This window comes from Kribbella aluminosa (assembly GCF_017876295.1).
In the GTDB taxonomy this organism is placed as follows: domain Bacteria; phylum Actinomycetota; class Actinomycetes; order Propionibacteriales; family Kribbellaceae; genus Kribbella; species Kribbella aluminosa.
Map to the genome: position 1 here is coordinate 3,611,999 of NZ_JAGINT010000001.1, position 13,662 is coordinate 3,625,660.

General features: G+C 68.6%; 14 protein-coding genes. 4 read left to right on the forward strand and 10 right to left on the reverse strand.

What is annotated here, in order from left to right:
* Positions 1-22 precede the first annotated feature (22 nt).
* From JOF29_RS17250 to JOF29_RS17275, 6 genes are all read right to left on the reverse strand, one after another.
* Entirely contained in the window at positions 23-1,006 is a 984-nt protein-coding gene (locus JOF29_RS17250) for an ABC transporter ATP-binding protein (RefSeq protein WP_245357637.1), read from the reverse strand.
* Positions 1,003-1,980, reverse strand: a complete 978-nt coding sequence (locus tag JOF29_RS45355) for an ABC transporter ATP-binding protein (protein ID WP_209695198.1) — start codon at positions 1,978-1,980, stop codon at positions 1,003-1,005. Before JOF29_RS45355 ends, JOF29_RS17250 begins: the two co-directional genes overlap by 4 nt.
* Complete coding sequence (locus JOF29_RS17260; RefSeq protein WP_209695199.1) at positions 1,961-2,893, reverse strand: ABC transporter permease; 933 nt, start codon at positions 2,891-2,893, stop codon at positions 1,961-1,963. Before JOF29_RS17260 ends, JOF29_RS45355 begins: the two co-directional genes overlap by 20 nt.
* A gap of 74 nt (positions 2,894-2,967) precedes the next feature.
* Entirely contained in the window at positions 2,968-3,972 is a 1,005-nt protein-coding gene (locus JOF29_RS17265; RefSeq protein ID WP_307863416.1) for an ABC transporter permease, read from the reverse strand.
* A gap of 30 nt (positions 3,973-4,002) precedes the next feature.
* Positions 4,003-5,715, reverse strand: a complete 1,713-nt coding sequence (locus JOF29_RS17270) for an ABC transporter substrate-binding protein (RefSeq protein WP_209695200.1) — start codon at positions 5,713-5,715, stop codon at positions 4,003-4,005.
* 32 nt (positions 5,716-5,747) lie between these two features.
* Positions 5,748-6,683, reverse strand: a complete 936-nt coding sequence (locus JOF29_RS17275) for an ROK family protein (RefSeq protein ID WP_209695201.1) — start codon at positions 6,681-6,683, stop codon at positions 5,748-5,750.
* 122 nt (positions 6,684-6,805) lie between these two features.
* Between JOF29_RS17275 and JOF29_RS17280 the strand changes: the two genes are divergently transcribed.
* From JOF29_RS17280 to JOF29_RS17290, 3 genes are read left to right on the forward strand one after another with little or no spacing between them, the layout of a single operon-like run.
* Positions 6,806-7,984 carry an ROK family transcriptional regulator gene (locus tag JOF29_RS17280; protein ID WP_209695202.1) on the forward strand — a complete coding sequence of 393 codons (1,179 nt, stop codon included), beginning with the start codon at positions 6,806-6,808 and terminating at the stop codon, positions 7,982-7,984.
* A gap of 43 nt (positions 7,985-8,027) precedes the next feature.
* Entirely contained in the window at positions 8,028-8,387 is a 360-nt protein-coding gene (locus JOF29_RS17285) for a VOC family protein (protein ID WP_209695203.1), read from the forward strand.
* A 15-nt stretch (positions 8,388-8,402) separates the two neighbouring features.
* Complete coding sequence (locus JOF29_RS17290; protein WP_209695204.1) at positions 8,403-8,807, forward strand: hypothetical protein; 405 nt, start codon at positions 8,403-8,405, stop codon at positions 8,805-8,807.
* Here JOF29_RS17290 and JOF29_RS17295 read toward each other — a convergent pair.
* Positions 8,781-9,290, reverse strand: a complete 510-nt coding sequence (locus tag JOF29_RS17295; RefSeq protein WP_209695205.1) for a winged helix-turn-helix transcriptional regulator — start codon at positions 9,288-9,290, stop codon at positions 8,781-8,783. The two genes, JOF29_RS17290 and JOF29_RS17295, sit on opposite strands and share 27 nt — an antisense overlap.
* A gap of 93 nt (positions 9,291-9,383) precedes the next feature.
* On the opposite strand from JOF29_RS17295, the gene JOF29_RS17300 reads away from it, so the two are divergent.
* Positions 9,384-9,842 (forward strand): nuclear transport factor 2 family protein, encoded by a 459-nt coding sequence (locus JOF29_RS17300; protein ID WP_245357639.1) that lies wholly within the window; start codon positions 9,384-9,386, stop codon positions 9,840-9,842.
* Here JOF29_RS17300 and JOF29_RS17305 read toward each other — a convergent pair.
* The 3 genes from JOF29_RS17305 to JOF29_RS45360 are packed head-to-tail and all read right to left on the reverse strand — an operon-like array spanning position 9,832 to position 13,444.
* Positions 9,832-10,551, reverse strand: coding sequence for a DUF4386 domain-containing protein (locus tag JOF29_RS17305; RefSeq protein ID WP_209695206.1), 720 nt, complete (start codon positions 10,549-10,551; stop codon positions 9,832-9,834). The genes JOF29_RS17300 and JOF29_RS17305 overlap by 11 nt on opposite strands.
* Before the next feature lies 1 nt (position 10,552).
* Positions 10,553-10,780, reverse strand: coding sequence for a DUF8691 family protein (locus tag JOF29_RS17310; RefSeq protein ID WP_209695207.1), 228 nt, complete (start codon positions 10,778-10,780; stop codon positions 10,553-10,555).
* A 54-nt stretch (positions 10,781-10,834) separates the two neighbouring features.
* Positions 10,835-13,444, reverse strand: coding sequence for a winged helix-turn-helix domain-containing protein (locus JOF29_RS45360; protein ID WP_372446300.1), 2,610 nt, complete (start codon positions 13,442-13,444; stop codon positions 10,835-10,837).
* Between the last annotated feature and the right edge of the window lie 218 nt (positions 13,445-13,662).

The window sequence follows — 13,662 nt, forward strand, 5'->3', positions numbered from 1 at the left end:
GTCGGCGGCGGGCAGGGGCCGGTCAGCTGCCGATGTCCGGCTCGGCGACGTGGCAGGCGGCTTGGTGGTTCTCGCCCAGGGTGCGAAGGACCGGGGTGACCGAGTGGCACTTGTCGATGGCGAGCGGGCAGCGCCAGCGGAAGCGGCAGCCCGGCGTGGGGTCGATGACCTTCGGCGGTTCGCCGGTGTCGCTTTCGAGGCCTGCGGCGAGCGGGGCCCGGGGGTCGGGGACCGCGCCCAGCAACAGGTCGGTGTACGGGTGCTTGGGGTTCTGCAGCACCGACTCCGCGGGACCGGACTCGACGATATGGCCGGCGTACATGATCATCAGCCGGTCGGCGACGTACCGGGCGCTGGCGATGTCGTGGGTGATGTAGAGGAACGAGACGCCTTGCGACTCACGCAGCTCGGCCATCAGGTTCAGCAGCCCGATCCGGATCGAGACGTCGAGCATCGACACCGGCTCGTCGGCGAGGATCAGTTTCGGCTTGTGCGCCAGCGCCTGGGCGAACCCGATCCGTTGCCGCTGGCCACCACTCAGCTCGTACGGGAACCGGTTCATGATGTCGCCGGCCGGTGTCAGCCCGACCGCCTCGATCACCCGCTCCGCCTCGGCGTACCGCTGCTGCCGGTCGAGCTCCGGCCGGTGCAGCTTCAGCGACCGCAGTACGCCGTGCGACACCCGGAAGGCAGGGTTCAGCGAGCTGAACGGGTCCTGGAACACCATCGGTACGTCGCCCCGGTAGGACAACTGGTCCTTCCGGGAGCGGAACGTCGACATCGCGCGGCCCTGGTACAAGACGTCCCCGCTGGTCGGCTTGTACACGCCCGCGAGCAGCCGCGCGATCGTACTCTTCCCGCTGCCGCTCTCCCCGGCGAGCGCGACGATCTCCTGCCGCCCGATCGAGAAGCTCACCTCGTCGACCGCGTGCAACAACTGCGGCGAGAACCCGCGCCCGACCCGGAAGTGCCGGGTCAGCTCCTTTGCCTCGAGCAACGGCGTCATGACACCTCCCGCTCGGACTGGACGGCCGGCGCGTGCAGCAGGCAGCGAGCCTGTACGGCGCCCACCTGGTACAGCTCGGGCTCGATCTTAGGGCAGTCCTCGAACGCCTTCGGGCAGCGCGGCTGGAACCGGCACCCACTGGGCGGGTTGGCCAGGTCCGGCGGCGCGCCCGGGATCCCGGTCAACGGTACCTTCGGCCCGCGGATCGACGGGAACGCGTCCAGCAGCCCTGCGCTGTAAGGATGTTCCGGATGGTCGAACACCGCGCGGGTGTCGCCGAACTCGACGACCTGCCCGGCGTACATCACCACCAGCTTGTCCGAGAAGTGACTCACCAGCGACATGTCGTGGGTGACGAAGATGACCGCGAACCCGAGCTTCTTCTGCAGCTCCTTGATCTGCACCATCAGCGACCGTTGCGCGACCACGTCCAGCGCGGACGTCGGCTCGTCCATGATGATCAGGTCCGGGGTGAACAGCAGCGCCATCGCGATCATCGCCCGCTGCCGCATCCCGCCGCTCAGCTGGTGCGGGTAGCTCTTCAGGTGGATCGGGTCGATGCCGACCAGCCGTAGCACCTCGGCCGGCCGGTCGTCGGCGACCGGCTCGTCGTGCGCCATGATCGTGTCCCGGAACTGCGCGCCGATGCTCAGCACCGGGTTCAGCGCGTTCATCGCGCTCTGCATCACCACCGAGAAGTCCCGCCAGCGCATCGCGGCCAGCTGCTTCTCGTGCATCGTGACCAGGTTCTGCCCGTTGAACCGCACGCTGCCGCCGGTGATCGCGGCCGGCGACGACAGCAGGTGCGCGATCGCGAACAGCAGCGTCGACTTGCCGCAGCCGGACTCGCCGACCACCCCGACGAACTCGCCGGCGTGCACGTCGAGGTCCACGTGGTCGACCGCGACCACCGGACGTGACCCGGTGTCGTACTCGACGGTGAGGTCGCGGACCTCAAGAAGCTGATCTGGCACGTCGCCTCCGAACCGGCCGCAGCGCGGGGTTGCTGATCTCGTCGAACGCGTAGTTGAGCAGGGCGAACGAGACCCCGAGCAGCGCGACCGCCAGACCCGGCGAGAGCGCCCACGCGGGCAGTCCGTTCACCAGGGCGCCCTGGTTCTGCGCCCAGTAGAGCATCGTGCCCCAGCTCAGCGAGTTGGGGTCGCCGAGCCCGAGGAACTGCAGGCCTGCGGCGGTCAGCACGGAGTACAGCGCCGCGCCGAGGAAGTTCGCGACGATCAGCGAGATCATCGTCGGCAGTACCTCGACCACGATGATGTACGACCGGCGCTCACCGCGGACCCGCGCCGATTCCAGGAAGTCCCGGTTCCGCAGCGACAGCGCCTGCGCCCGCAGTTGGCGGGCGCCGTACGACCAGCCGGTGAGGACCAGCACGATGATGATCACCGTCAGGTTGCCCTTGCCGGCGTACGTCGCCAGCACGATGATCAGCGGGAACGTCGGGAGCACGAGAAAGATGTCGGTCAGCATCGACAGACCGTCGTCGGCGAACCCGCCCAGATACGCCGCTGACACGCCGATGATGACCGACAGCACGGTGGCACCCAGGCCGGCGACCACGGCGATCACCAGGGACTCACGGGTGCTGTAGATGAGTTGTGCGTAGACGTCCTGCCCGAGTCCCGTCGTACCGAGCCAGTGGCTGCCCGAGGGGTGCTGCAGCGGCAGGTCGCCGATCGCCTGCGGATCGTGGTGCGCGCCCGGGACGAACAGCCCCGGGAACGCGGCGAGCAGCATGAAGAGGATCAGCAGCGCAGCCCCGACCACAGCCTTCCGGTTGTGCAGAATGGCCCGGAACAGCCCACCACGAGGGCGGCGACTGACCCCCGCCACAGGAGCAGACGCACCAGCAACGACAGCGCTCATCGACGTCCTCCGGACGATGAGCGCAGTGGAGCGCTGTACTTATTGGTGATCTCGCTTCGCTCGTTCACAGTGGTCTATCCCTTCGTCCGGGCGCGCGGGTCGAGCAGGAACACCGCGAAGTCGCAGAGCAGGACACAGATCAGCACCGCCAGCGTCACGAGTAGGAAGAGTGCCTGGAGCAACGGATAGTCGGTGCTCACCGTGGCGTTGTAGAACATGTAACCCAGGCCCGGGTAGTTGAACACGTACTCGACCAGGATCGTGCCGGAGATCACGAAGCCGAGCGACATCGCGAACCCGGACAGGTTCGGCAGGAACGCGTTCCGGCCGGCGTACCCGAACATGATCTTGCGGCCCGGGATGCCCTTCGCCCGCGCCATCCGGACGTAGTCCTCGGCGAGCGTGGTGACCATGTTGTTCCGCATGGTCAGGATCCAGCCGCCGACCGCGGTGACCAGAATCGTGGAGGCCGGCAGGATGCCGTGCTTGATCACGCTCCAGATGAACTCACCGGTGAACCCTGGCGTCAGGCCCTGGTCGTAGTTGAAGTCGTTCGGCAGCACCGGTTTGCTGCCGATCGCGAACAACGAGATCAGCAGCAGCGCCACCCAGAAGTACGGCAGCGCCGAGGTGACGATGAACACCGGCGGCACGATGCCGTCGATCAGGCCGCCGCGCCGCCAGCCGGCCACCGTGCCGATCAGCGTGCCGAGGACGAACGCCAGTACGGTCGCGATGCCGACCAGCCCGAGCGTCCACGGCAGCGCCTGGCTGATCAGCGACGTCACCGGTACGCCGAGGCTGCTGCCGATCGACACGCCCCAGTGCCCGCTGACCATCGACTTCAGGTACTCGACGTACTGCAGCAACAGGTTCTTGCCCGGGTCGAAGCCGAACTCGGCCAGCACCGTCCGCAGCTGCTCCGGTGTCACCACCGAACCGCCCTTGCTGAACCGCTCCCGGAGCGCCTGTTCCGGGCTGCCGGGCATCAGCCGCGGGATGAAGAAGTTCAGCGTCATCGCCGCCCATAACGTGAGCACGAAGAACCCGAGGCGTCGTATCAGGTATCGCACTCCCACCAGCTCCTCGTGCTCACGCGTTCAGCTTCCTTACTTCTGGGCGGACTTCGAGTACAGGTTGGTCAGCACCTGACCGACGTCCGGGATGTTGTACGGCGCCGGCTGCGCGTACGGGTTGTCCTGGGTCGGCCAGCCCTGCACGTCCTTGGTGTTGTACTGGTACCAGTCGACCGACTCGGTGGTCGGGATCACCGGCACGTCCTTGATCATGTACGACGATATCTGCTTGATCAGCTTGACCTGTGTGTCCGGGTCCGCGGCGGCGTACTGGTCGAACAGCGCGTCCACCTCGGGCTTGGAGTACCGCGAGTAGTTGCTGTTCGCCTGCTTGCCGACCGGCGCGGTGTTCTTCGAGTACAGGAGCTGCCGCAGCTCGTAGTACGGCGTCGGGCCGCCGGACTGGCTCGCGTAGGCGAGGTCGTAGTCGCCGGTGAACAGCTTCTGGTTGTACGACTGCTGCTGCAGGTCCTGGATGGTCAGGTCGATCCCGACCTTGGCGAGCTGCTGCTTCACGACCGCCAGCGACGCGTCCCAGTCGGTGTAGCCGGTGACCGTGATGATGCTGAGCTTGAGCTTGTTCGAGTCGGAGTACCCGGCGCTCTGCAGCAACTGCTTCGCCTTGTCCAGGTTCGGCTTGTCGTACCCGGCCGTGGTCACCGCGCTCTGGTCGAAGTACTTGTCGAACGTCGGCGTGACGACACCGGTCTGGTTCGCGGCCGGCTGGTAGCCGCTCTCGCCGATCTTCGAGATCTGCTCCCGGTCGAGCGCGTACGCGATCGCCTGCCGGACCGCCAGCTTGCTGGTCGCCGGGCGGGACGGGTCGTTGTTCGGGACGATCGCGACGTTCGCGGTCGGCGGGAACCAGTAGTTGTTGTCCGGCGACTTCGACTTGTAGAAGTTGTCGATGTTCGGGATGTACTGGCCGCCCCACTGGGCCTTGCCGCTGGCCAGGTCGAGGTTGGCCGGGTTGTTGTCCAGGTACGCCGGGTACTGGACCTTCTGGATGTACGGCTTGCCCGGCTGCCAGTACGACGGGTTCGCGGCGTACGAGATGTTGTTGCTGGTGCAGGACTCGACCGTGAACGGCCCGGTGCCGACCGGCTTCGGGTCCGCCCAGGTGGCGGGCTTGGACGCGGCCTCGCCGGTCGACCAGACGTGCTTCGGCACGATGCCGACCTGGCCGGCGAAGTTGAAGAAGTACGGCTCGGCGGCGGCCTTGAACTTCAGCGTGACCTTGTTGCCGGCCGCGGTGACGCTGGTCAGCCCGGCGCCGGTCCACAGCGAGTACAGGTCGAGGGCCGGCTGCTCCTTCATCCGGGTGAAGGTGTAGACGACGTCGTCGGCGGTGAACGGCTGCCCGTCGCTCCACTTCACGCCGTCGCGAATGGTGAAGACGATCGAGTCCTTCTTCGGCGACCAGGTGAACGCCGTCGCCAGCATCGGCGTGGTGCCGCCGGCCTTCAGCACGTTCACGAACGTCAGCGGCTCGTACACGAAGCCGTTGGCGGCCTGGTTGACCGACGGGTTGAACGGGTTGAACTGGCACGGCCAGGTCTGCCCGCCGACGTTCGCGATCGTGACCGTGCCGCCCTGCTTGTACTGCCCGCCTCCGCCGCTGCTCGTCGACGACGACGGGTTGGATGAACTCGCGCTCCCGATCGGCTTGTCGCCGCTGCCGCAGGCCGCGGTCAGCGCGCCGACCGCAATCGCGGCAACGGCGATGCGTGTGATGCTGCCCCTCATCGACTTCTGCCTTTCGCTACTGGAAATCCTGGTCATGCGAATGCTTCCGCACCGAGGGCGGCCCCCGCCGCCTCGACGCCGAGGGCGAGCGCTCCGATCAGCGGTGCCTCCGAAGGGAACCGGGCCACCGACAGCTTCGGCGGAAACGGGACGGCCGCGTCGAGGGCGCGCCGCAGGCCGGGTTCGAGCTGGTCCCAGGAGCGCACCAGGCCGCCGCCGACGACGATCCGGTCCGGATCGATCGCGATGGCCAGGTTGGCGAGATGCATCGCCAGCTCCCGGACGAACTCGTCGGTGAGGACGGCGGCGTCCGGTTGGGTCCGCGCCATCGTGAAGACGTCGGCGGCCGTGACCGGGCGGCCGAGCCGGGCGGACCCGGTGGTCTCGAGCGCCTGACCGCTGACGACGTGTTCGAGGATCGTGCGTTCCCCGGCGTCGACGTACACGTCGGCGGGGGAGCGCAGCTGGTACCCGATCTCGCCGGAGGCACCGTGCGCCCCGGTGACAACGGTGCCTCCGGCAACGATCGCGATCGCGAGACCGGTGCCGAGATTGAGGTAGAGCCCCGGGTCGGAGCCGGCCAGCGCGCCCCAGCGCAGCTCGGCCTCGGCCGCCGCTTTCACGTCGGTTGCCAGCCGCACCGGTACGCCGGGGAACCCGTCGCGGATCAGCCGCCCGAAGGGCAGCTCGCCCCAGCCCGGGAAGGTCGGGGCCAGTTCGACGTGGTCGTCGTACGGGATGCCCAGCGTGGCCGCACCGACACCGGCGAGCTGGTGGTCCGGCGCGACCTCGGCGAGCAGCTCTCGGGCAGCGGCGAGGCCGCGGGCCATCGCCTCGGCGGCGCCGCCGGACTCGACCTGGCTGTCGACGGTCGTCGAACCCAGGCGGCGACCGGACAGGTCGCCGACGGCCACGGCGATCTTCGTACCGCCGAAGTCGAGCCCGAGGACGACCGGTGTCGAAACCACGGGGTGGCACCTCCTCGCGCCGACCAATAGAATCGATTGGAAACTAACTTAACAATCACCGGGACCACAAGGGATCAGTGAAACTTGGTGGCCGAGTTGTTAGAGAGCGAGGGGGGGCGACCGTGACGGTTACTGCCGGAGGAGCGCGTCCGCAACTGATCCGGGAGATCAACGAGCAGGTACTGCTCGACCATATCCGGCGATCGGGCCCGATCTCGCGGACGGAGCTCGCCGGGCTCACCGGACTGTCGAAGCCGACGGTCTCCGCGGCACTGAGCTCCCTGGAGCGGACCGGCCTCGTCTACGTGACCGGCCAGCGCACCGGCGTACCGGGGCCGGCGGCGAGCCTGTACGAGGTACGGCCGGAGGCCGGGTTCGTCCTCGGGCTGGACGTCGGGCGGGAGTACCTGCGCGGTGCGATCGCGGATCTCGCGGGGACTGTCCGGTCCCGGTTGAGTGTGCGGACCAAGGCCGGTGACGCGATGGCGCGGATCCAGGAGCTGGTCGACCTGACGGCGACGCTGGCCGACGAGGCCGGGATCGAAACCACGCACCTCACTCAGACCGTGCTCGGTAGTCCCGGCGTGTACGACCCGCGGCTGGACGCGTTGACGTTGACCGGGCGGCTGTCCGGGTGGGACTCGCCCGCGACGCTGGCCGCGCTGCGGGACCGGTTCGGGCCGACGCTGATGATCGAGAACGACGTGGACGCCGCCGCGATCGCGGAGCGGGTGCACGGGCACGGCCGGGACGTCGACAGCTTCGCGTTCGTCAGCGTCGGTACCGGCATCGGCATGGGGCTGGTGCTGGACGGCAAGCTGCGGCACGGATCGCACGGCGTCGCGGGCGAGATCGGGTACCTGCCGTTCACCGAGGGCTCCGGCAGCGATCCGCGGGACGCCCGCAAGCGTGGCGGTTTCGACGCGTCCGCGTCCGCGGCAGCCGTCGTACGGGCGGCTCGCCGGGCGGGTGTCCGCGGCGCGCAGACGGCCGAGAAGGTGTTCGCGGCCGCGGCCCGTGGGGACGCGTTGGCCGCCGCGGTCGTCGCGGAGGAGGCGCTGCTGGTGGCGAAGGCGGTGTGCACGGTGATCACCGTCGTCGACCCGGACCTGGTGGTTCTGGGTGGCGGTATCGGCCAGGCGCCCGGCTTCCTCGAGGCGGTGAGCAAGCAGTTGCGTCAGCTCGCGCCGGTGATGCCCGACGTGAAGGCGAGCGTGCTCGGCTCCGAGACCGTGGTGGCCGGCTGTATCGCGGCCGGACTCGATCGGGCCTGGCAGACCCTGGTCGGAAATTCTGCGTAGAACCGGACGCAAACCGTCCGCAACCGGCACTAGGGTGCGGGTCATGACTATCGCGATGTACCCGAGTTTCGTGCTGGACTGCCCGGACGCGGCCGTCCTCGGAAAGTTCTACGGCGAGCTGCTGGGCTGGACGGTGAAGACCGACGACGGGTGGGCCGAGATCCGCCCCGAGGACGGCAGCAACTGCATCTGCTTCCAGCAGGTCGAGAACTACAAGGCACCGACCTGGCCGACCCAGGACGTGCCGCAGCAACTCCACCTCGACGTGATGGTGCGCAGCCTCGACGAGGCCGAGCCCGAGGTACTGGCGATCGGCGCCACCAAGCCAGACCACCAGCCCGGTACGTCGTTCCGCGTGTTCCTCGACCCGGCCGGACACCCGTTCTGCCTCTGCGTTAGCTGACCGTAGGGTTGGGGGGTGACGAGCTGGCGCGACGAACGACGGCAGGCGGCGGCGGAGCATGCGGCCGCGCTGGACCGGAAGAAGGCTGCCGAGACCGCGCAGGCGCGGGAGTTGCTGCGCGAGTTCATCGAGCAGTTGCGGGCGCGGGCCGTCGAGCCGGAGCCGTTGCGTGCGCAGGTCGTCGGGTCGAACACCAGCTACCGGACCACGCTGACCGGGTGGTACCTGCGCCGCAACCGCTCGCTCGCCGTGGACGTCGACGGCAACTTCTACATCCTCGGCGTTCCGGCCAGCCTGAAGTCGCGCGTCGCCGGTGTGCAGCTGCAGCCGTCCGACCCGCCGCTCGTCGTCGGGCGAGGCGCCCGCGACGGCGAGTCGATGCCGCTCGCCGAACTACTGCGCCTGCGGCTCGAGTCCTAGCACGCTCGCGATCAGCGCCGTACCGGGAGCGGTCCGGCCGCCGGGTCCCGGCGACGGTACGACGTCCTGGGTCGCGAGTGCCTCGCCGCACTCGGAGCAGCCCACCGTGGGCGTGGTGACCTTGCCGCACGTCTTGTGCGTGAAGCGGATCGGCTGGCCGGCCGGGGGAGTGGCCCAGCGGTCGCCCCAGGCGGTGAGCGCCATCAGGATCGGTACGAGTTCCTGCCCCGCCTCGGTCAGCTCATACCTGTGGCGGACCGGGTTCTGCTGGTACGGCGTCCGCTGGACCAGCCCGCCGTCCACGAGCGTGGCCAGCCGATCGGTGAGCAGGTTGCGGGAGATCCCGAGGTCGGTGACGAACTGGTCGAAGCGGTTCAGTCCCAGGTAGAGGTCGCGCAGTACCAGCGGTGTCCACCAGTCGCCGATCAGCTCCAGAGACTGGGCGAGCGAGCAGTGCATCGAGGCGAAGCTGGTGTTCCGCATGGCCGCATCATCTCCCTCTTCGACTTTCCTTCCTTCACCGGAGTGAGTGTAGTCAGTTGCAGCATTGAACTCACTACGCCTAGGCTGCCGGGTATGGGCATTTACCACCGGATCGTGGCGCGGCAGGTGCGGACGGCGTTCGCGCGGATCAGCGCGGGGAACTGGGAGGCGATGGTGGCCGGGATGGCGCCGTCGTTCACGTACCGGTTCTACGGGGAGCACGCGCTCGGCGGTGAGCGGCGTACGCACGAGGCCTTGCGGCGCTGGTGGGAGCGGTGCTTCCGGCTGCTGCCGAACACGCGGTTCGACGTGCTGGATGTGCTTGTCGACGGCTGGCCGTGGAACACCCGGGTCGCCACAGCCGTCACCGTCCACGTGGGCGTCGTGGACGGTTCGACGTACGACAACGTCGTTCATCAGTTCCTGCGGATCCGGTGGGGCAAGATCACCGAGGTCCGGACGCTCGAGGACACCGCCGTACTGGAGAAGACCCTCGACCGGCTGGCCGCCGCCGGCTACGCGGAGGCCCACGCGGCGCCGATCACCGGTTGAGCTCGTCCGGCTTGAGGCCCTTGACGGTCATGTAGATGCCGATCGACAACTCCCAGAGGGCGACCGGAGCGGTGGCGACCCCGGACAACCCGGACAGTTGGGCGTTGTGGCCGAGGACGGTCAGGATGTTGGCGGTGAGCAGCAGCGGAGCGCCGACGAGGCCCATGATCGGCATGAACCGCGGGACCCGGCGAGACCGGTACATCAGGATTCCGAGCAGGATGGCGCTGATGGCGGGCATCGTGCCGGCGCCGAAGAGGAAGGTCCAGTTGCGAACCTCGACGAGGGCGCGGCCGACGGTGGCGAGCGCGTTCGGGTCGGCGGTCCCCGCGAGATCCTGTCGCAGTGTCACGACGGCGACGAGGCTGACGACACCGATCATGATCACGGCGGCCTCGAGTGTCCGCGAGATGACGACGCCGAGGGCCAGGGACTCCTTGTACCGCCGCATCACCGGGAACAGGGCGACGGCGCTGCCGATGCCGGCCAGGGCGTTGACGAAGTCGAGAAGACAGCCGACCAGCACGCGGGTGTCCTGTCCGGCGCCGAGGACGTAGCTGTGATCGTGGAGCACCGGTCCGATCAGGAACAGAGCCGTGAACGAGGCGGCGAAGGTCACGAGGTAGAAGATGCCGGCTGCGCGGATGGTAGCGCGGTCCGGATCGGTGGAGCGGCGGGTCGCGGTCGTGCTCGGTGCGGTGATGGTCATGTCATTCTCCTGGGTTCTGGGATTGCCGGTCGACTGAGAGCAACGGCAGACCGAGGTCCCGGAGTCGCTGCAGCAGGCCGTGCAGGGCTGCTTGATCGGCCACGTGGCCGTGGATGACGGTGGTGCCGTCGGCGTGGGTGCTGATCGTCATTCCGTCGAACCACTCGGTCCACCGGGGATCGAGCCGCCCCTGGAGGCGGATTTCGTACCAGGCTGATTCGTGGTCCATAGCCGCAAGTTAGGAGCGGGGCTGGTGACCGCGCATCACATCATGTGGTGATCCTCAGCGGGTGAGCAGGCCGAGCTGATGACCTCTCCGGATCGCGGCGCGCCGGTTGTTGACGCCGAGCTTGGTGTAGATGTGTTTGGTGTGCGTCCGCACGGTGTTGAGCGACACCACGAGTTCCCGCGCGATCGAAGGGCCGTCGAGTTCGCTGGTGAGCAGCCGGAGTACGTCGAGTTCGCGATCGCTGAGCGGGTCCAGGAGGTTCTGCGGGGCGGCCGGCCTGCTGACGCGAGCCGGCCGGCGGGCCGCGGCCAGGAGCGTTCGGAGGTACGCCGAGCCTCGCCGATGCTGCTGCAGTCTCGCCAGCAATGTCAGTAGCGGGGCGCCCTCGGCGATGAAGACCCGGACGTACCCCTCGGGTTCGGCGAGGGTCAACGCTCGTTCCAGCACCGCTGGATCACGGCCGGCAAGGGCCTGCAGGACGAGGATCTCGATGAGGCTGCCGGTTCGGCGACCCGCCTCGGCGGCGGCCCGCAACCTCTCGAGGAGCGGTGCGGCGTCTCCGCGCTGGGCCATCACGAGCCTGGCCAACGTCACGTGTTCGTATTCGTGGAGATAGGACTCGTCTTCGGGCACGCTCTCGGCCCACTCCTGCGCCGCGGACAGGTCTCCCCGGACGATCAGCAGTCGCGCTCGAACGGCGGTCAGCGGGCGGACATTCGGTGAGAAGTCGCCGACGTACACCGTGATCGCCGCGGCCACGAGGTCGAGTGCGCTGTCGAGATCGCCTTCGGTCTCGCGGATCCGGGCCATCGCGAGCCGCCAGCGGTACGGGTTCTGCGGGAGGTCGGACACCACGCCCAGTTCCTCGGCGCGGCGCAGGTAGTCGGCGGCGGCGTCGAGATCGTTCCGCTCCCAGGCGATCCGGCTCAGTCCGACGTACATGTCGGATGTTCCACGCACGCCGTGGCCGACTTCGAGCGCTCGTTCGAGTGTGGCCTGCGCCTGCCGGAGCCGGCCTTGGGTGATCTCGAGATCGGCCAGTGTGACCGAGCAGCCGAGGACGTCGGAGAGGTGGCCGATCCGTTCCAGGCCGGCGGCGGCGCCGGCGTACCCGCGATGCGCGGACACGAGATCCCCGCCGGCCCAGGAGGCAAGACCGGACAGTGCAGAGGCCGCCGAGATCGTCAGGTCGTCGCCGGGGATGGCCAGGCGGAGGGCGTGCGCGGCATGCTCGATCGTGCCGGCTGGATGGCCGGCGACGAGGTCGAGCGCGGCCCGGTACGTCTCGATCGCGCTCGGCAGGTGCTCGAGCTCCCCGGGATCGACGACCACGAGCGCGTCGTCCGGCCCGGACAGTTGCCGTTCGATGTCCTGGAGCCGCTGCTCGACGCCCGGGAACTCGTTGCCGGCCATCAAGGCTCCGACGAATCCGATCGCCAGGACCGGCCGGCGCTGGACAACCTCCTCGGGTATGTCGTCCAGCCAGCGCCGGATCGTGGCCTCCTGCCGTTCCCGCCGCAAGCCGGGGACCGCCAGTTCGATCAGCTCGGCGGCATGGTCGACGTCTCCGGCGGCGAGCGCGTGATGAACGGCTGCCACCAGATCGCCGGCATCGCCGTACCACTGGGCGGCGCGTCGGTGCGGCTCTGCGATGTCGCCGCGCTCGGCGAGCAGCCGCGCCCGCAGTACGTCGGCGAAGAGGTGGTGGTACCGGTACCACTGCCGCCGGTCGTCCAGCGGTACGACGAACAGGTTCTGGCGCTCGAGTGATTCGAGCATCGCGGTACCACCGGGCTGACCGGTCACGACGTCACAGAGTGGGCCGGTCAACCGATCGACGACGCTGGTCTCGAGCAGGAACCGGCGTACATCGTCGGGCTGCCGGTCGAGGACCTCGTCGACGAGGTAGTCGACGACGTACCGGTCGTCGCCTGCGAAGTCGTCGATGAACCCGGTGGTGTCGCTGCGGCCCCGCAACGACAGCGCCGCCAGTCGGAGCGCGGCGATCCAGCCTTCGGTGCGTTCTTCGAGGGTCGCGATCGCCTCGGCGTCGAGCCCCAGCCCGGCCACCGTGTTGAGGAAGCTGTCCACCTCGTCGACAGTGAAGCGCAGGTCGGCGGCGCGTACCTCGACGAGTTCGCCGCGAGTCCGCAGGCGTGCCAGTGGGAGTGCGGGGTCGGCCCTGGTGCTGATCAGCAGGTGCAGCTGGGGCGGCTGATGGTCCGGCAGGTAGGTCATGCCCCGGCTGATCTCCAGGCCGTCGGCGAGGTGATAGTCGTCGAGGACGAGGTCGATGTCGTCAGGCAGAACGCTGAGGTCGTTGAGAACTCCGGCGAGGATCGTCTCGATCGGCGTGGGACCGGACCGCAGCAGCACCAGGGCGCCTTCGGCGATGCCCGGTGTGACGCGGTTCAGGGCGGTAAGGACGTACGTCCAGAAGGTGGTGGGGTCCTGGTCGCTCTCCTCCAGCGAGACCCAGGCCGCGCTCTCGGCCGCCCAGGCCGAAACCAGCGTCGTCTTGCCGAAGCCTGCCGGCGCGGATACCAAGGTCAGCCCGACGCCGTCCGTGCGCAGCAGACGCTGGTCGAGCCGGGGCCGGTCCACCAGACCCTGCCGGTTCCGTGGGCGGTAGAGCTTGGTTTCGACGACAGGCCCGGTCACCACGCCCCCTCCGGTTCGGCGTCGTTGTCACGAGAGTAAGCCCCGTACCGGCGACCGAACTCGAGCGACCGATATCCGGGGAGGGGTCGAGGTCTGGGGAAGATCACGGTAAGGTAACGCGCCAGGCAGGGACGGGCGAACCCGCGACGAGCGGGCCACTCGTGATCGGCCGCCGCGGATCGCGGGCTGTCGGCTGGGGCGCAGTACGGAGACCGGTGGTG

Excerpts from the sequence above, each read along its gene's own strand:
- JOF29_RS17250 (WP_245357637.1), bottom strand. The coding sequence starts at position 1,006 with ATGACGCCGTTGCTCGAGGCAAAGGAGCTGACCCGGCACTTCCGGGTC.
- JOF29_RS17260 (WP_209695199.1), bottom strand. The coding sequence starts at position 2,893 with ATGAGCGCTGTCGTTGCTGGTGCGTCTGCTCCTGTGGCGGGGGTCAGT.
- JOF29_RS17270 (WP_209695200.1), bottom strand. The coding sequence starts at position 5,715 with ATGAGGGGCAGCATCACACGCATCGCCGTTGCCGCGATTGCGGTCGGC.
- JOF29_RS17285 (WP_209695203.1), top strand. The coding sequence starts at position 8,028 with ATGACTATCGCGATGTACCCGAGTTTCGTGCTGGACTGCCCGGACGCG.
- JOF29_RS17295 (WP_209695205.1), bottom strand. The coding sequence starts at position 9,290 with ATGCGGAACACCAGCTTCGCCTCGATGCACTGCTCGCTCGCCCAGTCT.
- JOF29_RS17300 (WP_245357639.1), top strand. The coding sequence starts at position 9,384 with ATGGGCATTTACCACCGGATCGTGGCGCGGCAGGTGCGGACGGCGTTC.
- JOF29_RS17305 (WP_209695206.1), bottom strand. The coding sequence starts at position 10,551 with ATGACCATCACCGCACCGAGCACGACCGCGACCCGCCGCTCCACCGAT.
- JOF29_RS17310 (WP_209695207.1), bottom strand. The coding sequence starts at position 10,780 with ATGGACCACGAATCAGCCTGGTACGAAATCCGCCTCCAGGGGCGGCTC.